Genomic DNA, 23594 nt, shown 5'->3' with positions numbered 1-23594 from the left:
CCGCGCGTGGCTATCCCCTCCTCCGATAGGCTCCACGCCACCACGGTCGCGATCGACGGGCTCGCCGTGTTGATCGAGGGCCGCTCGGGCTCAGGCAAGTCCGACCTCGCGCTGCGCCTCATCGATCGCGGTGCCACGCTCGTCAGCGACGATCAGACGCTGGTGATGCGCGCGGGCAAGACGCTGCGCGCGCGGGCGCCGGCGACGATCGCGGGGCGGCTCGAGGTGCGCGGGATCGGCCTCCTCGGCTTTGCGCATGTCGACGACGTGCCGGTCGCCCTGCTAGTCTGCGTCGACGGCGCGGTGGAGCGGATGCCCGAACGCCGCGCGCGCAAAATCGCCGGGATCGACGTCCGCCAGTTCGCGGTCGACCCGTTCGAAGCCTCCGCACCGATCAAGGTCGAACTCGCATTGCGCAATCCGGAGCCACTCGAATGACCCGTCCCAAGGACATCTTGCTCGTCACCGGCATGTCGGGTGCCGGCAAGTCGACTGTGTTGAAGACGCTCGAGGATCTCGGCTGGGAGGTTGTCGACAACCTGCCGCTGCTGCTGCTCGACCGGCTGCTCGATGCACCGCTGCCGGAAGGATCGACAGGTGATTCGCAGCCTCTGGCGATCGGCATCGGCGCGCGGACCCGCGACTTCGACCCGGAGCGCATCGTCCGCCGCATCCGCGATCTGCGTGACCGCCACGGGCTCGAGATCGGGATGCTGTTCCTCGATTGCTCGGGCGCCGAACTCGAACGGCGCTATTCCGAAACGCGCCGACGCCATCCGCTCGCGCTCGATCGTCCGGCAAACGACGGCATCGGCCGTGAACGCGAACTGCTCGCCCCGCTTCGGGATTGGGCGAACCGCTTGATCGACACCACCGACATGGCGGCGAACGAGCTGGCGCAACAGATCCGCGCGAGCTTTGCCGGTGGCGAGCTGGGCGAACCGACCTTGTCGATCCGCTCGTTCGGTTTCGCGCGCGGCCTGCCGCGCAACGCAGACCTGGTGTTCGACATGCGGTTCCTGCGCAACCCGCACTGGGACGCGGCGCTGCGCCCTGGCACCGGGCTCGATGCCGATGTGTCGGCGTATATCATGGACGACCCGGCCTATGAGGCGGCGGTCAGCCGGATCGAGGAGCTGCTGATGCTGCTGCTCCCGCGCTATCGTGCGGAAGGCAAGTCGTATGTGACGGTGGCGTTCGGGTGTACCGGAGGGAGACACCGGTCGGTCCACGTCGCCGAACGGGTGGCGCGGCGGTTGCACGACGCGGGATTTTCCCCCACTATTGCACACCGCGACCTGGGGGCCGCTCCGCAAGATGCTCTCGAAGGGTCACCGGTCGTCTTATGAGTATGAAACGCTGACATGATCGGCCTTGTTCTGGTAACGCACGGTCGATTGGCCGAAGAGTTTGTTCGCGCGATGATCCACGTCGTCGGCCCGCAGGAACGCGTGGCCCCGATCGCGATCGGTCCTGATGACGACATGGAGGAGCGCCGCGCGGATATCGCGGCCGCGATCAAGGATGTCGATGTCGGGAACGGCGTGATCGTGCTGACCGACCTGTTCGGCGGCACCCCCTCCAACCTCGCGATTTCGCTGATGGAGCGCGGCCGGATCGAAGTGATCGCGGGCATGAACCTTCCCATGCTGATCCGCCTCGGCTCGGCGCGCAAGTCCATGACCGTCGTTGCAGCCGTCGCGGCGGCGCGCGAGGCGGGTCGCAAATATATTTCGGTGGCGTCCGAGGTTCTTGGCGAGGCGGCGGCATGAGCGAGGTAACGCGCACCGTCCAGATCACCAACCGCCGCGGGCTCCATGCCCGTGCCAGCGCCAAGTTCGTCACGCTTGCATCGTCGCATCCGGTCGAGGTCCGCGTGACGAAGGACGGGTCGGACCATGTGACCGGCACGTCGATCATGGGGCTGATGATGCTCGGCGCGGCGATGGGCGACGCGATCACGATCAGCGCGAACGGCGAAGGGGCCGAGCATACGGTCACCGCCCTTGCCGAACTGGTCGAGGCGAAGTTCGGCGAGGATTGACCGTCCTGCGCCGCTGCCGCTTGCGGGCGGGAGCGCGTAAGGGCATGAGCAACCGCGTGCTTACAAATCCATATGCCACGCGGGCGCAGGCCTAGATGCCGCGCGAGATAACCGCCTTTTCGAACCCGCTGATCAAATATGTCCGCGACCTGCGCGACAAGCGGCATCGGCGCGCCGCCAGGCAGTTCCTTGCCGAGGGCCTGCGGATCCTGACCGAAGCGCGCGAGACGGGCCGCCTGCCCCGCACGCTGTTCTACGCCGCGGCCAGCGCGAACCACCCGCTCGTCCACGCGCTGTCGATGGACGTCGAGGACGCCGGCGGCGAGTCGATCCAGACCACGCCCGACATCCTCTCGAAACTGTCGGGCAAGGATAACCCGCAGGCGGTGGTCGGCGTGTTCGACGAGTTCGACGCGACGCTCGACGATCTCGATCGTACCAGCGCGGGCATCTGGCTGGTCGCCGAACGGCTTCGCGATCCCGGCAATCTTGGCACGATCCTGCGCACCGGCGATGCGGTCGGCGCAGGCGGCCTGATCCTGATCGGCGAGTCGGTCGATCCCTTCTCGGTCGAGGCGGTCCGCGCGAGCATGGGCGCGCTGTTCACGATCCCCGTCGTGAAGACCGAGTGGGAACCGTTCGAGACCTGGCTGCGCGCCGGCCCCGGCCAGCTGGTCGGCCTCAGCCTCGATACCGATACCGATTACCGCGCCGCCACCTATACCGGCCCGACCTTCCTGCTCACCGGCAACGAAGCACAGGGTATGCCGCCCGAGATGGCCGAGGCGTGCGACGTGCTCGTCAAGATCCCGATGCTCGGCAAGGCGGACAGCCTGAACGCCGCGGTCGCGACGGCGGTGATGGCCTATGAAGTGCTGGCCCGGCAGGAAAAATCCACCGCGTCGGCCTGAACCAACGAAATGGGCCCGATTGGCGATGCTTAGCGACTCCGGTTCAGCTAAGGGAGAGCTACGACGTGCAAGAGCGTCGGCGAGTTACGGTTAGACAGGATGAGTATGGCGCGCGGTTTGGACGATGGACGAGTGAAGACCGGCATGATCCGGTCGGCGATCGCGGTTGCCGCGACGCCGTTGCTGATGGCGACGCCGCTGTTCGCACAACAGGTCACCCCGCCGGTGGTGACGCCGACCGTGCCCATGGCCGTGCCGACGCTGGCGCCGCCGGTCATCACCGTGCCGCCGCTGAGCGATGCACAGGCGACGCTGCTCGACAAGCTGCTCAACGGCGACATCGTCGCGCAGGGCCTCAAGTCCGCCGCGACCGCGTCGACCACCGCGCCGACCAAGCAGGAACTCGTTCGCGCCGCGCTCGATCATGCGCGCGCCGTCCATGCGGGTCGTCTCAGCGAGGGTGATTTCCAGAAGGATTGGGGCCTGCGCCCGCCGACCTACGATCCGACCCCGGCGTTCGCCGATGCAGTCCGCCTCGATCGCATCGCGGCGTGGTTCGCCTCGTTGCCGCCCCCCTACGCGGGCTATGATGGCCTGCGAAAGGGTTTGCAGACCTACCGCTCGATCGCGGCCGCGGGGGGCTGGTCGCCACTCGCCTCGGGTCCCGATTACACGATCGGCGCAAGCGGCGCGCGTGTGCTCGCACTGCGCAAGCGGCTCTCGGCCGAGGACAAGGACGTCTCGACCAGCGGCGACACGTTCGACACCGCACTGCTCGACGCGGTCCGTCGTGCCCAGCGCCGCTACGGGCTCAACCCGAGCGGCATCGTCTCGACGCAGACGCTCGCCGCGCTCAACGTCTCGGCGACCGATCGCGTGCGGCAGATCATGGCGAACATGGAGCGCTGGCGCTGGCTGCCGCAGGACCTGCCGCGCGACCGTATCCAGGTGAACATCGCCGCGGCAGTGCTCACCGTGTTCGACGGCGATACACCCGTGCAGTCGATGCGCGCAGTCACCGGGCGGCCCGGCGACGAGACGCCGATGCTGTCGTCGACGATCCACAGCATCGTCATCAACCCGCCCTGGAACGTGCCAACCTCGATCGCGACCAAGGAATTGTGGCCCAAGGAGAAGGCGAACCCCGGCTATCTGAAGCGCAACGGCTTCAAGGTGATCGACGGGACTCGGCTCCAGCAACAAGCCGGCGACCAGAGCGCGCTCGGCCGCTTCAAGTTCGATTTCGCCAACGATTATTCGGTGTATCTCCACGATACGCCGAGCCGCGCCAAGTTCGCCAGCTTCAGCCGGCTTTCGAGCCATGGCTGCGTACGCCTTGAAAAGCCGGGCGAACTTGCCGACCTGCTGCTCAAGGGCGATCCCGCCTGGACACCCGAGCTGGTCGACGCCGCGGTCGCCAAGGGCGACACGGTCCGTGCCCGCCTGACCAAGCCGGTGTCGGTCTACCTGCTCTACTGGACCGCGTTCGCCAGCGGCAACGGCCAGATGAACTTCCGCGCCGATCCCTATGATTGGGACGGCATCCTCGCGTCCAAGATCGAGGCGCGCACCGCACGCCAGACGCTCGCTGCTCGTTAAGAGGATCCGACATGACGATTTCCACCCGTACCCGTACTGCCATCGCCGGTGGCCTGCTCGCCGCAATGGCGCTGGCCGGCTGTTCGCGCTCGGAGCCCGAACAGCCGCCAACGGACGTCAACATGGTCGAGGATACCGGCGTGACCGAGACCGAGGCAGCCCCTGCCCCGGTCGAGGCAGCGCCGGTCGAAGCCGCGCCGCCTGCGCCCGCCGTGGTCGAGCCGCCGCGTGAAAAGCCGGTCGCGCCCGACGAGCAGATGCTCGACGATGCCGATGCGACGGGCATGACCGCGCGTGTAACGCGGGACGAGGCACCGGCCGAGAACGAGGCCGAACCGCAGCAGTAAAAGAACTTACTATCCTCCCCCGCCAGGGGGAGGTGCTGCGGAGCGTCGGAGGGGGCGGTACGGGAAACCTGCGTTCCGTGTCCTCCCCCTCCGTCACCTCCGGTGACACCTCCCCCTAGCGGGGGAGGATTGGCGGTTTACGCGGCCATCGCCGCCATCACCCGGTCGCGCAACGCAACCGGGCAGATCAGCAGGTCGGGCATGTAGACATCCCGACAATTATACACGAGCGGCGACCCGTCGATCCGGCTGCAATGCAGCCCGTACGCCGCGGCGACCGCGACCGGGGCGGCCGAGTCCCACTCATATTGCCCGCCCGAGTGGAGGTAGATGTCCGCCTCGCCGCGGACCACCGCCATCGCCTTCGCACCCGCTGACCCCATCGGGATCAGCGTCGCCCCCAGTGCTCCGGCGACCTTCACCGCCTCGGGCGCTGGCCGCGTACGGCTGACGACCATCCGCAACGGATCGCCGGGTGGTGGCACTGGTGCGGGCTGGTCGGAACGCAGCACTAACCCCAACCCCGGCAATGCGACCGCACCGACCGTCGCGACACCGTCGATCGCAAGCGCGACATGCACCGCCCAGTCGTCGCGTGCCTCGCCATATTCGCGCGTGCCGTCGACCGGATCGACGATCCACACGCGCGACATCTCGGTCCGCGTCCCATCGCACCGACGCTCCTCGGAGAGCAGCCCATCTGCCGGCCGCGCATTCTGCAGCGCATGGACGAGGAACGCGTTGGCCGTCTCGTCGCCCGCCTTGCCCAGCGCGCCGGGCGAGAACACGCCAGACCGTCGCACTTCTAGCAGCAAGCGCCCCGCCGTCTCGGCCAGATGCGCGGCGAGTTCGCCGTCCGTCATCGCGCTCATGGGATCAGCATCGCGACGATCGCATCGGCCGCCTCGTCAGGCGTCATGCCCGTCGTATCGATCCGAATCTCCGGGTTCGCTGGCGCCTCATAGGGGGAGTCGATCCCGGTGAAGTTCGCCAGCTTGCCCGCACGCGCCTTGGCATACAGCCCCTTCACGTCGCGTCGCTCGGCCTCGGCCAGCGGCGTGTCGATATGGACCTCGATGAACTCGCCGGGGGCCATCATCTGCCGCACCATCTCGCGTTCGGCGCGGAACGGCGAGATGAACGCGGTGATCACGATCAGCCCGGCATCGGTCATCAGCTTGGCGACCTCGCCCACGCGGCGGATATTCTCCACGCGGTCGGCATCGGTAAAGCCCAGGTCGCGGTTCAGCCCGTGGCGGACATTATCGCCGTCGAGCAGGAACGTATGCCGGTTCATCCGCGCGAGCTTCATCTCGACCCTGTTGGCGATCGTCGACTTGCCGGCCCCGGAAAGCCCGGTGAACCACAGCACCGCCGCCTTCTGGTTCTTCAGGCTGGCATGCGCCTCGCGGCCGATGTCGGTCGCCTGCCAATGGACGTTCTGCGCGCGCCGGAGCGAGAAGTGCAGCATCCCCGCCGCGACCGTCGCATTGGTGATCTTGTCGACGAGGATGAAGCCACCGAGTTGCCGGTTGTCGGCATAGGGCTCGAACACCAGCGGCCGGTCGGTCGAGATATTGCCCACGCCGATCGCGTTCAGTTCGAGCGTCTTGGCAGCAAGCCGCTCCATCGTGTTGACATTAATCTGGTATTTCGGCTGCTGAACGGTCGCCGTCACGGTCTGCGTCGCAAGCTTCAGCCAATAGGGACGCCCTGGCAGCATGGCGTCATCGGCCATCCAGACGATCGTCGCCTCGAACTGATCGGCCGCCTCGGGCCGCGACTCCGCGGCGACGATAACGTCGCCGCGCGAGCAATCGATCTCGTCCGCCAGCGTCAGCGTGACGGACTGCCCCGCCACCGCGCGCGGCAGGTCTCCACCGAACGCGACGACGCGCGCGATCGTCGACGTCCGGCCGCCCGGCAGCACGCGCACCGCATCGCCCGGCGCGATCGACCCGCTCGCGACGAGCCCCGAGAATCCGCGGAAGTCGAGATCGGGGCGGTTCACCCACTGGACGGGCATCCGGAACGCGCCCGCCTGATCCTCGCTGACGTCGAGCGTCACCGTGTCGAGATGGTCGATCAACGTCGGCCCGTCATACCAGGGCGTCTGCGCGCTCGACGTCGTGATGTTGTCGCCCTTGAACCCCGAGATCGGCATCGGCGTGAACGCCGCGATCCCGATCGAGTCCGCAAACGCCGCATAGTCCGCGACGATCCGGTCGTAGGTCGCCTGGTCGTAGCCGATAAGGTCCATCTTGTTCACCGCGAGCACCAAATGCCGGATGCCGATCAGATGCGCGAGATAGCTGTGCCGCTTCGTCTGCGTCAGGATGCCCTTGCGCGCATCGACCAGGATCACCGCGAGATCCGCGGTCGACGCGCCGGTGATCATGTTGCGCGTATACTGCTCATGCCCCGGCGTATCGGCGACGATAAACTTGCGCTTCTCGGTCGAGAAATATCGATAGGCGACGTCGATCGTGATGCCCTGCTCACGCTCGGCGGCAAGTCCGTCGACCAGCAGCGCGAAGTCGATCTCGCCGCCTTGCGTGCCGACCTTCTTGGAATCGCTCTCCAACGCGGCGAGCTGATCCTCGAAGATCATCTTAGAATCGTACAGCAACCGCCCGATAAGCGTGGACTTTCCGTCATCCACCGACCCGCAGGTGATGAAGCGCAACAGGCTCTTGTGCTGATGCTGGAGCAGATAGGCGTCGATGTCCTCGGCGATGATGTCCTGCACCTGATAGGCGGACTCGTGCACGCGCGTTGCCATCAGAAATAGCCCTCCTGCTTCTTTTTCTCCATACTCGCCGAGCCCGCGTCGCGGTCGATCGCGCGGCCCTGGCGTTCGCTGGTGGTGGTCAGCAGCATCTCCTGAATCACCGACGACAAGCTTGCTGCCTCGCTCTCGACCGCGCCCGTCAACGGGTAGCAGCCGAGCGTGCGGAAGCGGATCGAGCGTTCGACCGGCACTTCGCCCGGCTCAAGCCGGAAGCGATCGTCGTCGACCATCAGCAGCATCCCGTCGCGCTCGACGGTCGGGCGCGGCGCCGCGAAATAGAGCGGGACGATCGGGATGTCCTCGAGCTGGATATATTGCCAGACATCGAGCTCGGTCCAGTTCGAGATCGGGAACACGCGGATGCTCTCACCCTTCGCCTTGCGCGCATTGTAGAGGTTCCACAATTCCGGGCGCTGCTGCTTCGGATCCCAGCGGTGATGCGCCGCGCGGAACGAGAACACGCGCTCCTTCGCGCGGCTCTTCTCCTCGTCGCGGCGTGCACCGCCGAACGCCGCATCGAAGCCGTGCAGGTCGAGCGCCTGCTTCAGCCCCTCGGTCTTCCACATATCGGTGTGCAGCGCGCCGTGATCGAACGGGTTGATCCCGCGCGCCTCGGCCTCGGGGTTCTTGTAGACGAGCAGCTCCATGCCGCTCTCCGCCGCCATCCGGTCGCGCAGGTCGTACATCGCCTTGAACTTCCACGTCGTATCGACGTGGAGCAGCGGGAATGGCGGCGGCGACGGGTAGAAGGCTTTGCGCGCGAGATGCAGCATGACCGCGGAATCCTTGCCGACGCTGTACAGCATCACCGGGCGCTCGCACTCGGCGACCACCTCGCGCAGGATATGGATGCTCTCCGCCTCGAGCCGCTGGAGATGCGTGAGCGACACGGGCGGCGTTTGTGAAGAATTCGTCATCCCCTCGAACGTAGGGGGTCGGGGCGGCGCGTACAGCATCGTATTTCTCGCCCGCCCCCAAGATCGGGCATCAGCCCCCCGCCGGATCCATCATCAGCGGGGCGTGCCGATCGACCAGCGTCGTGCTGGCGGCATTGAGGCCGATCACCTCGACCTCGCGGCCGTGGCGGCGCAGCTTGGCGACCACGTCCTGCAACGCCGCCACCGCGGTGACGTCCCAGAGATGCGCGGCGGTCAGGTCGATCCGGACGGCGCGCGTAGTCTCGCGCAGGTCGAACCGGTCGGCGAAGATATCGGCGCTGGCGAAAAAGATCTGGCCGCTTACCCGGTAGATACGCGTGTCGCTTGCCACGTCGTGATCGATCTCGACGTCCATCAACCGTGTAACCTTCCACGCGAAGAACACGCCGCTGAGCAGGACGCCGACACCGACGCCTAGCGACAGATCGTGCGTCGCGACGGTGACGACGACGGTGGCGACCATCACCACGCTTGACATCTTCGGGTGCCGCGCGAGATCGCGCAGCGAGCCCCAGGAGAAGGTGCTGATCGACACCATGATCATGATCGCGACCAGCGCCGCGACCGGCACCTGTGCGACCCACGGCCGCAGCGGCACCATGACGACGAGCAGGAACACGCCCGCGACCATCGTCGAGATCCGCCCGGTGCCGCCATAGCGGACGTTGCCGACCGTCTGGCCGATCATCCCGCACCCGGCGATCCCGCCGAACGCGCCCGCCGCGATGTTGGCAAGGCCGAGTCCGGTGCATTCGCGCGCCTTCGAGCTGGTCGTCTCGGTCAGTTCGTCGACCACGCTTGCGGTCATCATCGATTCGAGCAGCCCGACCGCCGCCATCGCGAAGGCATAGGGGGCGACGATCCGCAGCGTCTCCCACGACAGCGGGACGTCCGGCAGGCCGAACGACGGCAGCGAATCCGGCAGGCGGCCGAGATCGCCGACGGTCTTGAGCGGCATCGGGAACCACATCGCGATCGCGGTCAGCACGACGATGCAGATCAGCGGCGACGGGATCGCGCTGGAGATGCGCGGCATGAGGTAGATGATCGCAAGGCCGCCGGCGATCATCGCATAGGCCTGCCAGCTGACGCCGACCATCTGCGGCACCTGCGCCGAGAAGATCAGGATCGCGAGCGCGTTGACGAAGCCGGCATGGACCGACTTCGAGACGAACCGCATCAGCACGTCGAGCTTGGCGAGCCCGAACGCGATCTGGAGCGTGCCCGCGAGCATCGTCGCGACGAGCAGATATTGCAGGCCGTGCGCGTGGACGAGCGCGGCGGCGACGAGCGCGACGGAGCCTGCCGCGCCGGAGATCATGGCCGGGCGTCCGCCGGCAAAGGCGATAACGATGCCGATCACGAAGGAGGCGAATAGGCCGACCTCGGGATCGATTCCGGCGACGAAGGAGAAGGCGATAACTTCGGGAATCAGCGCGAACGTGCCCACCATGCCGGCGAGAACGTCACGGCGCGCAGCCGTCGGGCCGCTGAACCATTCGGCCCGGTAACGAGAAAGTGATGTCATATGTGTATCCGCAAAGGACGCGAGAACCGCGGCGAATGCGCGGGCGGTTCATTTCAAAGGCGTCGGTGCGTTGTCCGGCGGATCGGCGGCCGGAATAGCCACCCGGAATTGCACCGGGTCCAAGCGAGTGACTACTACTTAGCGCCGGTAGTGCTGCATTGCAACATCGCTGGAAGCTCCGTCCAACCTTCCGTCATCCTGACGCAAGTCAGGATGACGGGAGGGGAGCGACACGTTGAACCTATCCACCACCTTGGCGCCCTCACCCACCACCTGAATCAGCGACGTCGCTTCATCGTCGGGGAAGCCTCGTCCAACCGTCCGTCATCCTGACGAAAGTCAGGATCCAGAGTTACGGGATGCGTCGCTCCCGGCTCGGGATCCTGACGTTCGTCAGGATGACGGACGGTGGGTACGGCTCAAGTGAACAAATCCACGACCTCGGCCCCCGCGCCCACCGCCTGCAACAGCAACGTCCGGTGGCAATGACACGGATCGCGCTCGTAGCAGAGCAACGCGCTCGGCTTCTCCGCGGCGAGCCCCAGCATGATCGCCGCCTGCGCCTGTGCCTCGGGGAGTTCGAGCTGTTCGTCGTATACCGCGGTCAGCGTCGCGACGTCGCCCTTCTTCGCCGCATCGCGCCCGCGCTTCGGTGTGCCCAGCGCCTTCAGATGCGCGTAATCGATCCCCGCCTCCCGCAGCGATGCCGCGAGCGAGGTCTTCGAGAACCCCGGTCGCCGCGACAGGGGGAGCGCGCGGACGTCGATCACGCGCTCCACCCCGGCCCGTGTCAACGCCACGAGAAAGTCCGTCATCGTGGTGGCTTCATAGCCGATCGTGAAGATCTTCATCGGGACGAAGTGGTACTGCCCCGCCGACACGACAACCGCCGACACCGCAACCGCCCACTCGACAACCGCTGACACGACAGGCGCTGACACGACAGGCGTCCCGCGCTATCTGACCGGAATGACCCACGATATCCATGTTATCGGCGGCGGCCTCGCCGGTTCCGAAGCCGCCTGGCAGCTTGCCGAGGCCGGCCTCAAGGTGCGCCTGTCCGAAATGCGCGGCAGCGGCGAAGCCACGCCCGCGCACCAGACCGACGGCCTTGCCGAACTCGTCTGCTCGAACAGCTTCCGCTCGGACGATGCCGAGAGCAACGCGGTCGGCCTGCTCCACCAGGAACTGCGCACGCTCGGCTCGCTCATCATGCGCCAGGCGGACATCCACCGCGTCCCCGCCGGCTCCGCGCTCGCGGTCGATCGCGACAATTTCTCGAACAGCGTGACCGAGGCGATCGACCGGCACCCGAACATCATGCTGGTCCGCGAACGCGTCGACGCGCTCCCGGACGGGCCGACGATCGTCGCCACCGGCCCGCTCACCGCCGCCTCGCTCGCCGCCGGGATCGGCGCGGAGACCGGGCGCGAGGCGCTCGCCTTTTTCGACGCGCTCGCGCCGATCGTCCATCGCGACTCGATCGACATGGACACCGCCTGGTTCGCCTCGCGCTGGGACAAGGGAGAGGGCAAGGACTACATCAACTGCCCGATGGACAAGGACCAGTATCTCGCCTTTCACCAGGGCTTGGTCGATGGCGAAAAGACGCCGTTCAAGGACTGGGAGAAGGACACGCCCTATTTCGACGGCTGCATGCCGATCGAGGTGATGGCCGAACGCGGCGTCGATACGCTGCGCTATGGCCCCATGAAGCCGGTCGGGCTCGACAACCCCAAGACCGGGCGCTGGCCGCATGCGGTCGTCCAGCTTCGGCAGGACAATGCGCAGGGGACGCTCTGGAACATCGTCGGCTTCCAGACCAAGCTGAAGCACGCGGATCAGGTCCGCCTGTTCCGCACCATCCCTGGCCTCGAGAATGCCGAGTTCGCGCGGCTGGGCGGGCTGCATCGCAACACGTTCATCCGCTCGCCCGAACTGCTCGACGCGACGCTGCGACTGAAGTCGCGCCCGAACATCCGCTTCGCCGGGCAGATCACCGGCTGCGAGGGCTATATCGAGAGCTGCGGGATCGGCATGCTCGCAGGGTTGTTCGCCGCAGCTGAACTGACCGGCAAGACGCTGACGCCGCCACCCTATGCGACCGCGCTCGGCGCGTTGCTGGGGCACATCACCGGCGGGGCGGAGGCCGAGACGTATCAGCCGATGAACGTCAATTTCGGGCTGTTCCCGCCGATCCCCGGCCGGACCAAGAAGACCGACCGGAAGAAGATGTACACCGATCGCGGTCGCGCGGCGCTCGCACAGTGGCTCAACTCTCCTCCGCCACAGCCTGAATCGGCGGACATTTCGCCCGAAACGGCCCCTTCCGCTTGACCGCTGTCGTGGCAAATTCCGGGGCGGTCATCGCCCCGGATTTGTCGCGATCCGCCTCGGCGAACTTGGTCGTCGCCTTCACCGCCCATTCGTCGAACGACAGCGTCCCGTCGCCATTCACGTCGAGCCGGGCATAGGCCTTGCGCCGCTGGACGAGATATTCCTCGCGCGTGATCTTGGCATCACGGTCCTTGTCGTAGCGGTCGAAGCGCTTCTGCTCGCGGGTCTTGTCGGTCGCTTCGGGGGCTGTATCGGGCAGCGGGTCGCTGGCAATCGCCGCGCCCCCGATCTGCGCCACGGGTTGCGCCGGCAGCAACGGCCTCGGCCGGGCCTTCCCGCTGAAGATCATGAACCCCGCGACGATCAATGCGATCACCGCCGTGCCGCCCGCCAGATATCGCCACATCGAAGCCCCCCCGCCTGCCAAGCCCGCCTGCCAAGCTCGCACGCTAGACCTCCGACGCGACGATCCCCATCCGATTGGTCAGTATCCGGTCAATCTGTGCCATGCCAACCGCCCGACCCGCTTCGGGCTGCCCGGCAGCGTTGGTGAGGCCGACAGGTCGAACCGCGCCGACAGCGCCAACGCCCCCAGCGCCCGAGCGCCGCTCGGCCACCGACCGCGCACCGCCACATCGAGCGCCTCGACCGCCCGCGTGCGCGCCAGCGAGCGGCCAGGCGCGTCGCTCAACCTCTGCGACAGATCGGCCAGCGCCCATCCCTCGCCCGCCAGCCCGATCCGCGCGTCTTGCACCGATAGAAGCGTGCCGGCCAACTCGAACAACCGGCGCCCCCTGTCACGCGCAAACCGGTCCATGGCCGCAGCGTCGAGCGCCGGCTCCAGCAGAGCGTCCCAGCCATCGGTCAACGCGGCGAGCATCGCCCCCGATACGCCCGCCGGCAGCACGAGGGCTTGCAACGCGGTCAACACCGGCTCGGCAGGTGCCGGCGTGCCATCGAGCCGCCCCAGCGCCTCGTACCACCATGTCAGCCGCATCTGCCCGACCAACGGCTCGCGCGTCGTGCGCAGGATCTTCCCCAGCGTCTCGTCGAGCGCGAACAGCGCCTTGAGCGCGGGGCGAACCGCAGGCGGCGCATAGGTGATGGCGAGGGCAAAGTCGGCAGGGTCGCGGGTCATCACCTGCGGATAGCCGAGCCTGGCGTCGAGGATAACCCGTATCCTCGGCCGCAAGTGTTACCAGGCACGTAACCATCTTTCTTGATCCAGACTTACGGGGTCATCGTCCATGGCCACGCGGTGGATCGTCACATAGTCGATACGGGAACCCAGGATGCGAAGTAGTTTGGCGACCGCAGGCGGACTATTGGGGCGCCTGCGTCGCGACACGAAGGGGAACACGCTCGCGATCATGGCCGCGGCGATGATCCCTCTCTGCGCGATCGCCGGTTCCGCGATCGACATGGCGCGATTGTACGTGGTCAAGAGCCGCATGCAGCAGGCGTGCGACGCGGGCGTGCTTGCCGGTCGCAAGTTCATGACCGACAGCACGAACACCACACTTGATGCGAACGCCACCACCCAAGCCAAGGTTTTCTTTGCGAACAACCTCCGCACTGGGTGGATGGGGACGGTCAGTGCGAACTTTACGCCAGTGAAGACGACCGAGAACCGGGTCGCAGGCACCGCCGTCGTCGTCGTGCCGATGACGATCATGAAGATCTTTGCCGCGCCGAACGTCACGCTCAATGTCGCTTGCGAGGCGCGCTACGACGTCGCGGACACCGATGTGCTGTTCGTGCTCGATACGACAGGGTCGATGGCCTGCCAACCGTCCGACAGCGAGCCCGACTGCACCGCCTATGTCAACAATCTGGTCAACAACAACGGCATAGTCAGCTACAAGCGACCCGCTGCGACCGGATCCACGGGAGATTATGCAGGGCTCGATCAGACCAACGGCTATGCCGGCACAACGGGCTATTCGGTACCCGAGAAAAACGACTCACGCATCGCAGCGCTGCGCAAGGCTGTCGTCGACTTCTACGACACCATGGCGTCGAACATCCAGTCGACCACGCATGTCCGCTACGGCTTCGTAACCTACAGCTCCAGCGTCAACGCCGGCGCAGCCGTGCAGGCCAAATCGCCCAGCTATATGCTCGGCGGGCCTGGGGCTGCGTCCGTCTGGACGTATCAGTCCCGCAAGGTGACCGGCGACAAGAACGAGAACCCCGCGGTCGTGACGACGGACAACACGAACGCGAAAAACTGTCCAACGGCCGCGAACCCGACGGTCACGCGCACCCCGGCGGGTACGACGAGCCAGCCCTACGCCTATGATCCCGGCACGCGTCGCGCGTCGGTGGCGACGCGATACTGGAATTCCGGCACGTCGAAATGCACGACGTCGACCCAGTCGGTCAGTGCGGTCTGGACCTATCAGGCCTATCCGATGGATGTCACCGGCTATGTTGCCGGCGGCACGGTCACGGATCCTACCGAGATCAACGGTTCGACCACCGCGTGGCTGGGATGCATCGAAGAACGCGTCACGACCCCGAAGACGATGACGTTCAACACCAGCAGCCTGCCCGCCGATCTCGATCCGGATCTCGTTCCCAGCAACGACGATACGCGCTGGCGTCCGCTCTGGCCGGATGTCGAGTATGAACGCTTCTCGAGCTACAAGTACTGGAACACGACCTATTACAATTACACCACCAATTCGATCACGGTGAACGACAATGGTGGTGACACTGGTCTTTGGGAAAAGATGAACTCGCAGGCTAAGCAGAAAGGGGGGTGGGTTGCCTGCGGCAAACCCGTCCAGCGACTGACGACGATGACCAAGTCCCAAGTCCAAGGCTATGTCAACGCAGCGGATTTCGTTCCACTCGGCGGCACCTACCACGATGCCGGGATGATCTGGGGAACGCGGATGCTTTCGACGAAGGGAGTTTTCGCTTCAGATAATGCGCCATGGCCGGGACGCGGCGCGACGAACAAGGTGCTCGTGTTCCTCACCGATGGTGACATGTCGCCGTCGCCCAATTCCTACGGCATGTATGCAATGGAATATTACGACAATCGGGTCACCGGCGGCGATCTCAGCAATCAGAAGGCATATCATAATGCCCGCCTCCTTGCGGAATGCGCGAAGGCACAGGATATGCAGATCGACGTCTGGACGGTCTCGATCGCCCCCGCGGCAACCGCGGAAATGAAGCAATGCGCGACGACCTCGGATCAGGCGCTGGCCACCACCAATGGCGACGATCTGTCTGCGGCGTTCGTCCGGATTGCGCAGCAGGTTGCCCGATTGCGTCTGTCGAAATGACCCGCCCCCGCCATCGCCGGAGTGCGTTTGCCCGGATTCGCGGCGATCGGCGCGGGGCGACGATCATCGAATTCGCGATCGTCGTGCCCGTCCTGATGGTCCTGCTGATGGGCGCGTTCGACCTGCTGCACCAGATCTACGCGCAATCGATCCTCGATGGCGCGTTGCAGAAGGCCGCCCGTGATTCCGCCATCGAGGGTGGCGCCGCGAACGCCGCGACGTTCGATCAGCAGGTCTGGGCGATGGTCAAGATCGTCGCACCGGACGCCACCTACCAGGCCAGCCGCAAGAGCTACTCTACCTTTCAATCGATAAAGCCCGAAGAGTTCGTCGACAAGAACGCGGACAATATCTGTAACAACGGCGAGAATTTTACCGACATCAACGGCAATGGCACATGGGATCTCGATCCCGGCGTGACAGGCCAAGGCGGCGCGGAGGATGTGACGCAATATACGATGACGGTCACCTATCCCCGACTGTTCCCGGTCGCCAGGCTGATGGGATGGCCTTCGACGATGAGCATCGCGTCGACCACGTTGCTGAAAAACCAGCCCTATGACTCGCAAAAGGTTCAGGTAAGCACGAACGGAAGTTGCAAGTGATGACGAAGGCCCCCTTCCCGATCGCGGCCGCCTCCTGTGTCTCGCGCGCCGTGTCGCGTACGACGCGTCGATTGCGGTCCGACCGCAGCGGACTGGCCCTGATGGAGTTCGCACTCGGGCTCCCGCTCGTGCTGTCGCTCGGCCTGTTCGGCGTGGAGACCGGCAACCTTGCGCTGGCGAACCTGCGTGTCAGCCAGATCGCGCTCAACCTTGCCGACAACGCATCGCGCGTCGGGATCGCGTCGACGCTGAGCACCATGCAATTGCGCGAGGTCGACATGAACGACGTGCTGCAGGCCTCGCGGTTGCAGGGCAACAGAATCAATCTGTCAAAATATGGCCGCGTCATCGTTTCTAGCCTTGAGAACGCGTCGGGCACGCAGCGCATCCACTGGCAGCGCTGCTTTGGTCTGATGAAGGGCGTCGGCTATGATTCGAGTTACGGCACCACGAAGGCAACGGACGGCACCGACGCTCTTCCCGCGAACCAGGGCACCGATGTCAGCACGGGCAAGGGTGCGGATGCCGGAATGGGCGACACCGGCGCGAAAGTGACGTCGCCGCTCAATTCCGGCGTGATGTTCGTCGAGGTGAACTATCAGTACCAGCCGATCGCGCCGAACTGGCTCACCGGGCCGAAGCGTCTGCATTACATCGCGTCGTTCATCGTCCGCGACAGCCGGGATTTTACGCAGATCTGGAATCCGGGGAACGCAACCCGGTCGACGTGCGACAAATATACGGCCTGACGGGGGCCCGGCACCGTCGCCGAGCCCCCTTGGCGCCTTAGTTCTTGTACGTAACCTTCTTCGCCGCCTCGACGACCTTTGCGGCGTTCACCAGCATCAGCTTCTCGAGGTTGGCCGCATAGGGCATCGGCACGTCTTCGTTGGCGACGCGCAGTACCGGCGCGTCGAGGTCGTCGAAGCCGTGCTCCATCACCACCGAGACGATCTCCGACGCGATCGAGCAGGTCGCCCAATTCTCTTCGACGACGATCATGCGGTTGGTCTTGGCGAGGCTCTTCAGCACCGTCTCGGTGTCGAGCGGGCGCAGCGTGCGCAGGTCGATCACCTCGGCATCGATGCCCTCGGCTGCCAGTGTCTCGGCGGCTTCGAGGCTGATGCCCACGCCGATCGAGTAGCTCACGATCGTCACGTCCTTGCCCTCGCGCATGATCCGCGCCTTGCCGATCGGCAGGACGTGGTCGTCGAGCTTGGGCACGTCGAAGCTCCGACCGTACATCAGCTCGTTCTCGAGGAACACGACGGGGTCCTCGGTACGGATCGCCGCCTTGAGCAGACCCTTGGCATCCGCCGCGTCATAGGGCGCGATCACGATCAGGCCCGGGACGCTCGCATACCAGGCCGCGAAGTTGTGCGAGTGCTGCGCACCGACGCGCGACGCCGCGCCGTTGGGACCGCGGAACACGATCGGGCAGCGCATCTGGCCGCCCGACATGTAGTTGGTCTTGGCCGCCGAGTTGATGATGTGATCGATCGCCTGCAACGCGAAGTTGAAGGTCATGAACTCGACGATCGGGCGAAGGCCGCCCATCGCCGCGCCCGCACCGATGCCGGCAAAGCCGTATTCGGTGATCGGCGTGTCGATCACGCGACGCTCGCCAAACTCCTCGAGCAGCCCCTGCGTCACCTTGTAGGCGCCCTGATACTGCGCGACTTCCTCACCCATCACGAAGACGCGGTCGTCCTCGCGCATTTCCTCGGCCATCGCATCGCGCAGCGCCTCGCGGACGGTCGTCTTGACCATCTCGGTGCCCTCGGGGATCGCCGGATCCGCCTTGCCGACCTTCTCCGCCGACGCGACGAGCTGCTGCGTGCCGCTCTCCGCCTTGGCAGGCGACGCGCCTTCGGGCACCGGTGGCGCCTTGTCGTCCGACGGCGTCTCCTTCGGCGCGGCGTTGGCCGCATCGCCCGCGCGTGCTTCCGTAGGCTTGGCGTCGCTCGCGCTTTCGCCGTCCTCGAGGATCGTCGCGATGACGGTGCCGACCTTCACGTTGTCGGTACCCTCGGCAACGCTGATCGAGCCGATCGTACCTTCGTCGATCGCCTCGAATTCCATCGTCGCCTTGTCGGTCTCGATCTCGGCGAGGATGTCGCCCGACTTGACGCTATCGCCTTCCTTGACCAGCCACTTGGCCAGCGTGCCCTCTTCCATCGTCGGGGAGAGCGCGGGCATCTTGATCTCGATCGCCATCAGTAGGACTCCACCAGGACGTCGGTATAGAGATCGGCGGCATCCGGCTCGGGCGTCTGTTCGGCGAAATCGGCGGCTTCGTTCACGATTTTCCTGATGTCCTGTTCGAGGGTCTTGAGGTCCGCCTCGGTCACGCCCTGCGCATCGAGCAGCTTCTTGACGTGGTCGATCGGGTCGGACTTGTCGCGCACCGCCTGGACTTCGTCACGCGTGCGATACTTCGCCGGATCCGACATCGAGTGGCCACGATAGCGATAGGTCTTCATCTCGAGGATGACCGGACCCTTGCCTGCGCGGACCCAGGCGATCGCCTCTTCGGCAGCGCCGCGGCACGCCAGCACGTCCATGCCGTCGACCTGGATGCCGGGGATGCGGAAGCTCTCGCCGCGGCGATAGAGCTGGTCCTCGGCCGAGGCGCGATTGACGCTCGTGCCCATGGCGTACTGGTTGTTCTCGATCACGAAGATGATCGGGAGCTTCCACAGCTCGGCCATATTGAAGCTCTCATACACCTGGCCCTGGTTCGCGGCGCCGTCGCCGAAATAGGCCATGCAGATGCCGCCATCGTTCGAATATTTGTGCTTGAACGCGAGGCCGGTGCCCAGCGACACCTGCGCGCCGACGATGCCGTGGCCGCCGTAGAATTTATGCTCGGTCGAGAACATGTGCATCGACCCGCCCTTGCCCTTCGAGATGCCCGAGCCGCGCCCGGTCAGCTCGGCCATGATCACCTTCGGGTCGATACCGTAGGCGAGCATGTGGCCGTGGTCGCGATAGCCGGTGATGACCGAATCGGTCTCGCCGTCGAGCGCGGACTGCAGGCCGACGGCCACGGCTTCCTGGCCGATATACAGATGGCAGAAGCCGCCGATCAGGCCCAAGCCATAGAGCTGGCCGGCTTTTTCCTCGAAACGACGGATCAGCAGCATTTGCCGATACATTTCGAGCAATTCGTCCTTCGACGGCTCGTACGGCTTGGGTTCTGCCGGCCGTTCACGGTTGGTGATCGGCGGTTCGGCGATGGCGCGTACTGGTGGGGGGGTCTTGGCCACGATGTGGGAAACCTCGTTTTCCGTAGGGGAGTTGAGGGAGCCTATAGGCGCGGACGGGGCGGAACATCAATTCCCGTCTGGGGTATGCTCGACCTAAGCCCCGTCATCCTGACGAAAGTCAGGATCCAGAGTAGCGGAATGCGATCCTCCGTGGCTCTGGATCCTGCCTTTCGTCAGGATGACGGGAAGGGTGTCCGCGCCACTATCCCCACCCCAAGCAAAGCTCCGGTTGCCCTCCCCGTTCGCCGCAGCCTAAAGCCGCAGGGGATGGCTCCCACGACAGACCCGCACCAGCATCCCTTACGGATCGCCAATTTTCGCGCCTATTGGCTCTCCCGCTTCACCGGCACGATCGCGGTCAGCGCGATGTCGATCGTGATCGGGTGGCAGGTCTACAACATCGCCCGCGAGACGATGGACATCCGCGAGGCGGCCTTCATGCTTGGCATGATCGGGTTCGCGCAGTTCGTGCCGTTGTTCCTGCTGACCCCGATCACCGGGCTCGTCGCGGACAGCTTCGACCGGCGCTGGATCGTGCGGGGTACGACCATGCTGCTGGTACTCACCGCGGCGACGCTGTGGTTGTTGACCTGGACCGGTCACCTCACGCTCGGTGTGCTGTTCGTGGCCGCGGTCGCGTTCGGCGTCGCGCGCGCCTTCTCCGGGCCCGCCTACTCCGCGCTCGCCCCAAACCTCGTCCCCCGCGCCGTCCTGCCGACCGCGATCGCGATAAGCTCGATCGCGTGGCAGGTCGGCACGATCGCCGGCCCCAGCGTCGGCGGGCTCCTCTACGCGATCCACCCCGAGGTCGCCTACGGGGTCGCGACGATCCTCTTCCTCGTCGCGCTCGTCTTCATGTTCCTCATCGGCCCGGTGCCGCAGCCCGCCGCGCAGACCGATCACCGCCCGCTCGCCCGCATCATCGAGGGCTTCACCTATGTCCGTCGCAACCGCCTCGTGCTCGCGACGATCACGCTCGACCTGTTCGCGGTGTTGCTAGCCGGCGCGACCTCACTGCTACCGGTCTATTCGCGCGACATCCTGCATGTCGGCTCGCAAGGGCTCGGCGTGCTGGCGGCGGGCATGGGCATCGGTGCCGCCGTCACGGCCGTGTGGTTCTCGGTCCGCCCGATGAGCACCAATGTCGGCGTGAAGATGCTGATCGCGGTCGTCGTCTTCGGCCTCGCGATCCTCACCTTCGGCGTCGCGACCCCGATCGTCAATCTGCTCGGCCTGACACCCGGCACGATCGCCGGCATCCCGGTCCAGCCCGCCTTCGTCCTCAGCCTCGTCGCGCTGATCGTCGCCGGTGGCGCGGACATGATCTCGGTCTATGTCCGCCAGTCGCTGATCCAGCTCCACACCCCCGACGCGATGCGCGGCCGGGTCAGCGCGGTGTCGCAGCTCACCATCTCCGCCTCGAACGAGCTCGGCGAATTCGAGAGTGGCGTCATGGCATCGCTGCTCGGGCCGGTCGGTGCGGTGGTGTTCGGCGGCGTCGGTGCTATTGCGATCACGATCGGCTGGGCGCGCCTGTTCCCGGAACTAGGGCGCGCGAAAACCTTTGACCCGCCAGAGATACTAGAGACCGAACCTCAGCACGGAGAAGCCAAGCCATGAAGGTCAACTCGATCCTCGACACGATCGGCAACACGCCGCACGTCCGCCTGTCGAAGCTGTTCCCCGACTCCGAAGTCTGGGTGAAGTCCGAGCGCTCGAACCCCGGCGGTTCGATCAAGGACCGCATCGCGCTCGCCATGATCGAGGCCGCGGAGAAGGACGGCCACCTCAAGCCCGGCGGCACGATCATCGAGCCGACCAGCGGCAACACCGGCATCGGCCTCGCGCTCGTCGCCGCGGTGAAGGGCTACAAGATCGTCCTCGTCATGCCCGAGAGCATGTCGATCGAGCGTCGCCGGCTGATGCTGGCCTACGGCGCGACGTTCGACCTGACCCCGCGCGAGAAGGGCATGAAGGGCGCGATCGAGCGCGCCAAGGAACTCGTCGAGCAGACGCCCGGTTCCTGGATGCCGCAGCAGTTCGAAAACCCTGCGAACATCGCCGTGCATGTCGCTACGACGGCACAGGAAATTCTTGCTGACTTCCGTGACACGCCGATCGACGTGATCATCACCGGTGTCGGCACCGGTGGCCACATCACCGGCGTCGCCGAGGCGCTGAAGGCGGAATGGCCGTCGCTCAAGGTCTATGCGGTCGAGCCCGCCGCCTCGCCGGTCATCGCCGGCGGCCAGCCCGGCCCGCACCCGATCCAAGGCATCGGCGCGGGCTTCATCCCGGTGAACCTGCACACCCAGGCGCTCGACGGCGTAATCGAAGTCGACGCCGCGGTGGCCAAGGACATGGCCCGTCGTTCGGCCACCGAAGAGGGCATGCTGGTGGGCATCAGCTCGGGTGCGACGCTGGCCGCGATCCTGCAGAAGCTGCCCGACCTGCCCGACGACGTCCGCGTCCTCGGCTTCAACTACGACACCGGCGAGCGTTATCTGTCGGTGCCGGACTTCCTGCCCGAACAGTGACGACCGCTCTGTCCGCGCGCAGCACCTGGGTGCTGCGCGCCAGCCTCATCGGCATTTCCGGTCTGGCTATCGTCGGGCCCGCGCTCGTCGTCGCCAACGCGCCTGTCATCGTTCAGGCCCCCAAGCGGGTGAAACTCCCGCCAGGCCGGGTCGTGCCACAAGCCGAAGTACCCGAGGTCGAGCCCGTCAAGTTCGTCGATCTTACCCCCGACGACGCGCGCGCCTTCAACGCGACCGTGCCGTTCTCGACCGATCCCAACCCGGCCGCACGACCGTTCCGCTTTGCCGGCGGTCCGGAGGATCTGGCGCGCGCGACCGACTGCATGGCGGCCGGTATCCTGTACGAGGCCGGCGACGATACGCTCGGCGAACGTGCGGTCGCGCAGGTCGTGCTCAACCGGCTGCACCACCCGGCATTCCCGAAGACGGTGTGCGGCGTGGTGTTCGAAGGGCAGGATCGTTCGACCGGGTGCCAGTTCAGCTTCAGCTGCGATGGCGCGATCACCCGCTGGCACCCGACCGCCGATGCGTGGCGCCGCGCGCGTGAGGTCGCCGCAGCCGCGCTTAGCGGTGCGGTGTTCAAGCAGGTCGGCTATGCCACGCACTACCATACCGACTGGGTCGTGCCCTATTGGCAGTCGAGCCTCGACAAGATCACCGCGGTGAACACGCATCTGTTCTTCCGCTGGTCCGGCTGGTGGGGCACGCCCCCGGCCTTTGGCCGTCACCCCGAAACCGTCGAACCGGTCATCACGCAGCTCGCCGGCATCTCCGACGCGCACAAGACCGGCGCCGCGCTGGCCGAGGTGGACGCCGCGCTGGCCGAGGCATCGGCTGCAATGGGGTTCGCTGCGGCCGCCGAGTCCACCGCAGCGCCAACCGCGCCGATCGAGGGCGATACGATCCTCGTGACGCTCCCGCGCGGCCAGACCGCCGACGGCTTGCCCGCGATGGCGGCGCAGGCGTGCGGCGACAAGCAGTTCTGCCGTTACATGGCGTGGACCGACGGGACCAAGGCGGCGACCGCGATCCCGCTCGATCTCGCGCAGATGGCGGCGCTGAGCTTCAGCTACATGCGCGACCGGGCGAGCGACTATGAACGTCCGCTCTGGAACTGCCGCCAGTTCAAACGCGCGGATACGGCCCAGTGCATGGCGACGCGCGCGACGATGACCGCCGTGCCGTCACCGGTCGCTGTCGCGCCGGCTGCACCTGCCGCGACGGCCGACCTCAACGGGGTCCGGCGGAAGTCGGCTACAGCAGCGCCTTTACCGACGACCCAGCCCGTCCCCGCCGCGGCGGTCGCGAAGTAAAGTATCTCTGCCCCCGACCGGAGAGGAAGGGGCGAAAACAGTCGGGGCGGATCGCGTCAGCAATCCGCCCCGTCTC

23 protein-coding genes and 1 other annotated feature are annotated in these 23594 nt (G+C 66.0%); of the genes, 14 read left to right on the top strand and 9 right to left on the bottom strand.

Annotation, left to right across the window (positions count from 1 at the left end; all coding sequences use genetic code 11):
* The first annotated feature begins 6 nt into the window (after nucleotides 1-6).
* The 7 genes from ASE79_RS09015 to ASE79_RS08985 all read left to right on the top strand — a co-directional run bounded on the left by ASE79_RS09015 (nucleotide 7) and on the right by ASE79_RS08985 (nucleotide 4901).
* A complete protein-coding gene (locus ASE79_RS09015; protein ID WP_056414946.1) occupies nucleotides 7-438 on the top strand; it encodes an HPr kinase/phosphorylase in 432 nt (143 codons plus the stop codon).
* On the top strand, nucleotides 435-1349 hold the full coding sequence (rapZ, locus tag ASE79_RS09010; RefSeq protein ID WP_056414943.1) for an RNase adapter RapZ: 915 nt from the start codon (nucleotides 435-437) through the stop codon (nucleotides 1347-1349). The genes ASE79_RS09015 and rapZ overlap by 4 nt, the downstream gene beginning before the upstream one ends.
* Nucleotides 1350-1364: 15 nt before the next feature.
* Nucleotides 1365-1772 (top strand): PTS sugar transporter subunit IIA, encoded by a 408-nt coding sequence (locus ASE79_RS09005; RefSeq protein ID WP_056414941.1) that lies wholly within the window; start codon nucleotides 1365-1367, stop codon nucleotides 1770-1772.
* Entirely contained in the window at nucleotides 1769-2044 is a 276-nt protein-coding gene (locus ASE79_RS09000) for an HPr family phosphocarrier protein (RefSeq protein ID WP_056414938.1), read from the top strand. The genes ASE79_RS09005 and ASE79_RS09000 overlap by 4 nt, the downstream gene beginning before the upstream one ends.
* Nucleotides 2045-2139: 95 nt before the next feature.
* A complete protein-coding gene (locus tag ASE79_RS08995; RefSeq protein ID WP_056414935.1) occupies nucleotides 2140-2955 on the top strand; it encodes a TrmH family RNA methyltransferase in 816 nt (271 codons plus the stop codon).
* A gap of 144 nt (nucleotides 2956-3099) precedes the next feature.
* Nucleotides 3100-4554: a L,D-transpeptidase family protein gene (locus ASE79_RS08990; RefSeq protein WP_056415776.1), complete on the top strand. Its 1455-nt coding sequence runs from the start codon at nucleotides 3100-3102 to the stop codon at nucleotides 4552-4554.
* An 11-nt stretch (nucleotides 4555-4565) separates the two neighbouring features.
* On the top strand, nucleotides 4566-4901 hold the full coding sequence (locus ASE79_RS08985; RefSeq protein WP_056414933.1) for a hypothetical protein: 336 nt from the start codon (nucleotides 4566-4568) through the stop codon (nucleotides 4899-4901).
* 137 nt (nucleotides 4902-5038) lie between these two features.
* Here the strand turns inward: ASE79_RS08985 and ASE79_RS08980 are convergent, their stop codons facing one another.
* The 5 genes from ASE79_RS08980 to ASE79_RS08960 all read right to left on the bottom strand — a co-directional run bounded on the left by ASE79_RS08980 (nucleotide 5039) and on the right by ASE79_RS08960 (nucleotide 11009).
* Nucleotides 5039-5764 carry a 3'(2'),5'-bisphosphate nucleotidase CysQ gene (locus ASE79_RS08980; RefSeq protein WP_056415774.1) on the bottom strand — a complete coding sequence of 242 codons (726 nt, stop codon included), beginning with the start codon at nucleotides 5762-5764 and terminating at the stop codon, nucleotides 5039-5041.
* Nucleotides 5765-5769: 5 nt separating this feature from the next.
* The gene (gene cysN / locus ASE79_RS08975; protein ID WP_056414931.1) at nucleotides 5770-7683 is read right to left on the bottom strand and encodes a sulfate adenylyltransferase subunit CysN; all 1914 of its coding nucleotides are present in this window, start codon (nucleotides 7681-7683) and stop codon (nucleotides 5770-5772) included.
* Entirely contained in the window at nucleotides 7683-8609 is a 927-nt protein-coding gene (gene cysD, locus ASE79_RS08970) for a sulfate adenylyltransferase subunit CysD (protein WP_056414927.1), read from the bottom strand. Before cysD ends, cysN begins: the two co-directional genes overlap by 1 nt.
* Before the next feature lie 70 nt (nucleotides 8610-8679).
* The gene (locus tag ASE79_RS08965) at nucleotides 8680-10158 is read right to left on the bottom strand and encodes a SulP family inorganic anion transporter (RefSeq protein ID WP_056414925.1); all 1479 of its coding nucleotides are present in this window, start codon (nucleotides 10156-10158) and stop codon (nucleotides 8680-8682) included.
* 68 nt (nucleotides 10159-10226) lie between these two features.
* Nucleotides 10227-10282, bottom strand: a sequence feature (sul1 is cis-regulatory element that is thought to sense ions involved in sulfur or methionine metabolism; They are found in Alphaproteobacteria).
* Nucleotides 10283-10577: 295 nt separating this feature from the next.
* Nucleotides 10578-11009, bottom strand: a complete 432-nt coding sequence (locus ASE79_RS08960) for a DUF488 family protein (RefSeq protein WP_056415771.1) — start codon at nucleotides 11007-11009, stop codon at nucleotides 10578-10580.
* 118 nt (nucleotides 11010-11127) lie between these two features.
* Between ASE79_RS08960 and trmFO the strand changes: the two genes are divergently transcribed.
* Nucleotides 11128-12495 (top strand): methylenetetrahydrofolate--tRNA-(uracil(54)-C(5))-methyltransferase (FADH(2)-oxidizing) TrmFO, encoded by a 1368-nt coding sequence (gene trmFO / locus ASE79_RS08955; protein WP_056414922.1) that lies wholly within the window; start codon nucleotides 11128-11130, stop codon nucleotides 12493-12495.
* On the opposite strand, the gene ASE79_RS08950 is transcribed toward trmFO, so the two are convergent.
* Nucleotides 12431-12901, bottom strand: a complete 471-nt coding sequence (locus tag ASE79_RS08950; protein ID WP_056414920.1) for an EF-hand domain-containing protein — start codon at nucleotides 12899-12901, stop codon at nucleotides 12431-12433. The two genes, trmFO and ASE79_RS08950, sit on opposite strands and share 65 nt — an antisense overlap.
* A 78-nt stretch (nucleotides 12902-12979) precedes the next feature.
* Nucleotides 12980-13633, bottom strand: a complete 654-nt coding sequence (locus tag ASE79_RS08945; RefSeq protein ID WP_056414917.1) for a squalene/phytoene synthase family protein — start codon at nucleotides 13631-13633, stop codon at nucleotides 12980-12982.
* A 154-nt stretch (nucleotides 13634-13787) separates the two neighbouring features.
* Here ASE79_RS08945 and ASE79_RS08940 point away from each other — a divergent pair, with 154 nt between their 5' ends.
* The 3 genes from ASE79_RS08940 to ASE79_RS08930 all read left to right on the top strand — a co-directional run bounded on the left by ASE79_RS08940 (nucleotide 13788) and on the right by ASE79_RS08930 (nucleotide 17148).
* Complete coding sequence (locus tag ASE79_RS08940; RefSeq protein WP_082445199.1) at nucleotides 13788-15794, top strand: TadE/TadG family type IV pilus assembly protein; 2007 nt, start codon at nucleotides 13788-13790, stop codon at nucleotides 15792-15794.
* On the top strand, nucleotides 15791-16399 hold the full coding sequence (locus ASE79_RS08935) for a TadE/TadG family type IV pilus assembly protein (protein WP_056414911.1): 609 nt from the start codon (nucleotides 15791-15793) through the stop codon (nucleotides 16397-16399). The genes ASE79_RS08940 and ASE79_RS08935 overlap by 4 nt, the downstream gene beginning before the upstream one ends.
* 101 nt (nucleotides 16400-16500) lie before the next feature.
* The gene (locus tag ASE79_RS08930; RefSeq protein WP_156359655.1) at nucleotides 16501-17148 is read left to right on the top strand and encodes a TadE/TadG family type IV pilus assembly protein; all 648 of its coding nucleotides are present in this window, start codon (nucleotides 16501-16503) and stop codon (nucleotides 17146-17148) included.
* Between the two features lie 37 nt (nucleotides 17149-17185).
* Here ASE79_RS08930 and ASE79_RS08925 read toward each other — a convergent pair whose 3' ends face one another.
* Both ASE79_RS08925 and pdhA read right to left on the bottom strand, forming a co-directional pair.
* Nucleotides 17186-18616, bottom strand: coding sequence for a pyruvate dehydrogenase complex E1 component subunit beta (locus ASE79_RS08925; RefSeq protein ID WP_056414903.1), 1431 nt, complete (start codon nucleotides 18614-18616; stop codon nucleotides 17186-17188).
* Nucleotides 18616-19668, bottom strand: coding sequence for a pyruvate dehydrogenase (acetyl-transferring) E1 component subunit alpha (gene pdhA / locus ASE79_RS08920; RefSeq protein ID WP_056414900.1), 1053 nt, complete (start codon nucleotides 19666-19668; stop codon nucleotides 18616-18618). Before pdhA ends, ASE79_RS08925 begins: the two co-directional genes overlap by 1 nt.
* 267 nt (nucleotides 19669-19935) lie before the next feature.
* Here pdhA and ASE79_RS08915 point away from each other — a divergent pair, with 267 nt between their 5' ends.
* From ASE79_RS08915 to ASE79_RS08905, 3 genes are read left to right on the top strand one after another with little or no spacing between them, the layout of a single operon-like run.
* Nucleotides 19936-21288, top strand: a complete 1353-nt coding sequence (locus ASE79_RS08915) for an MFS transporter (RefSeq protein ID WP_056414898.1) — start codon at nucleotides 19936-19938, stop codon at nucleotides 21286-21288.
* Nucleotides 21285-22205, top strand: a complete 921-nt coding sequence (cysK, locus tag ASE79_RS08910) for a cysteine synthase A (RefSeq protein ID WP_056414896.1) — start codon at nucleotides 21285-21287, stop codon at nucleotides 22203-22205. Before ASE79_RS08915 ends, cysK begins: the two co-directional genes overlap by 4 nt.
* Nucleotides 22202-23518, top strand: a complete 1317-nt coding sequence (locus tag ASE79_RS08905; protein ID WP_056414892.1) for a cell wall hydrolase — start codon at nucleotides 22202-22204, stop codon at nucleotides 23516-23518. Before cysK ends, ASE79_RS08905 begins: the two co-directional genes overlap by 4 nt.
* The last annotated feature ends 76 nt before the right edge of the window (nucleotides 23519-23594 follow it).

Origin of the sequence: Sphingomonas sp. Leaf28, assembly GCF_001421685.1 — a bacterium.
Taxonomy (GTDB): domain Bacteria; phylum Pseudomonadota; class Alphaproteobacteria; order Sphingomonadales; family Sphingomonadaceae; genus Sphingomonas; species Sphingomonas aurantiaca.
The sequence above is the reverse complement of the archived record's forward strand: the minus strand, read 5'-3'. Positions and strand labels throughout refer to the sequence as shown.

Coding starts and splice junctions, on each gene's coding strand:
- rapZ (WP_056414943.1), top strand. CDS start 435: ATGACCCGTCCCAAGGACATCTTGCTCGTCACCGGCATGTCGGGTGCC.
- ASE79_RS09005 (WP_056414941.1), top strand. CDS start 1,365: ATGATCGGCCTTGTTCTGGTAACGCACGGTCGATTGGCCGAAGAGTTT.
- ASE79_RS09000 (WP_056414938.1), top strand. CDS start 1,769: ATGAGCGAGGTAACGCGCACCGTCCAGATCACCAACCGCCGCGGGCTC.
- ASE79_RS08995 (WP_056414935.1), top strand. CDS start 2,140: ATGCCGCGCGAGATAACCGCCTTTTCGAACCCGCTGATCAAATATGTC.
- ASE79_RS08990 (WP_056415776.1), top strand. CDS start 3,100: ATGATCCGGTCGGCGATCGCGGTTGCCGCGACGCCGTTGCTGATGGCG.
- ASE79_RS08985 (WP_056414933.1), top strand. CDS start 4,566: ATGACGATTTCCACCCGTACCCGTACTGCCATCGCCGGTGGCCTGCTC.
- ASE79_RS08980 (WP_056415774.1), bottom strand. CDS start 5,764: ATGACGGACGGCGAACTCGCCGCGCATCTGGCCGAGACGGCGGGGCGC.
- cysN (WP_056414931.1), bottom strand. CDS start 7,683: ATGGCAACGCGCGTGCACGAGTCCGCCTATCAGGTGCAGGACATCATC.
- cysD (WP_056414927.1), bottom strand. CDS start 8,609: ATGACGAATTCTTCACAAACGCCGCCCGTGTCGCTCACGCATCTCCAG.
- ASE79_RS08965 (WP_056414925.1), bottom strand. CDS start 10,158: ATGACATCACTTTCTCGTTACCGGGCCGAATGGTTCAGCGGCCCGACG.
- ASE79_RS08960 (WP_056415771.1), bottom strand. CDS start 11,009: ATGAAGATCTTCACGATCGGCTATGAAGCCACCACGATGACGGACTTT.
- trmFO (WP_056414922.1), top strand. CDS start 11,128: ATGACCCACGATATCCATGTTATCGGCGGCGGCCTCGCCGGTTCCGAA.
- ASE79_RS08950 (WP_056414920.1), bottom strand. CDS start 12,901: ATGTGGCGATATCTGGCGGGCGGCACGGCGGTGATCGCATTGATCGTC.
- ASE79_RS08945 (WP_056414917.1), bottom strand. CDS start 13,633: ATGACCCGCGACCCTGCCGACTTTGCCCTCGCCATCACCTATGCGCCG.
- ASE79_RS08940 (WP_082445199.1), top strand. CDS start 13,788: ATGCGAAGTAGTTTGGCGACCGCAGGCGGACTATTGGGGCGCCTGCGT.
- ASE79_RS08935 (WP_056414911.1), top strand. CDS start 15,791: ATGACCCGCCCCCGCCATCGCCGGAGTGCGTTTGCCCGGATTCGCGGC.
- ASE79_RS08930 (WP_156359655.1), top strand. CDS start 16,501: ATGGAGTTCGCACTCGGGCTCCCGCTCGTGCTGTCGCTCGGCCTGTTC.
- ASE79_RS08925 (WP_056414903.1), bottom strand. CDS start 18,616: ATGGCGATCGAGATCAAGATGCCCGCGCTCTCCCCGACGATGGAAGAG.
- ASE79_RS08915 (WP_056414898.1), top strand. CDS start 19,936: ATGGCTCCCACGACAGACCCGCACCAGCATCCCTTACGGATCGCCAAT.
- cysK (WP_056414896.1), top strand. CDS start 21,285: ATGAAGGTCAACTCGATCCTCGACACGATCGGCAACACGCCGCACGTC.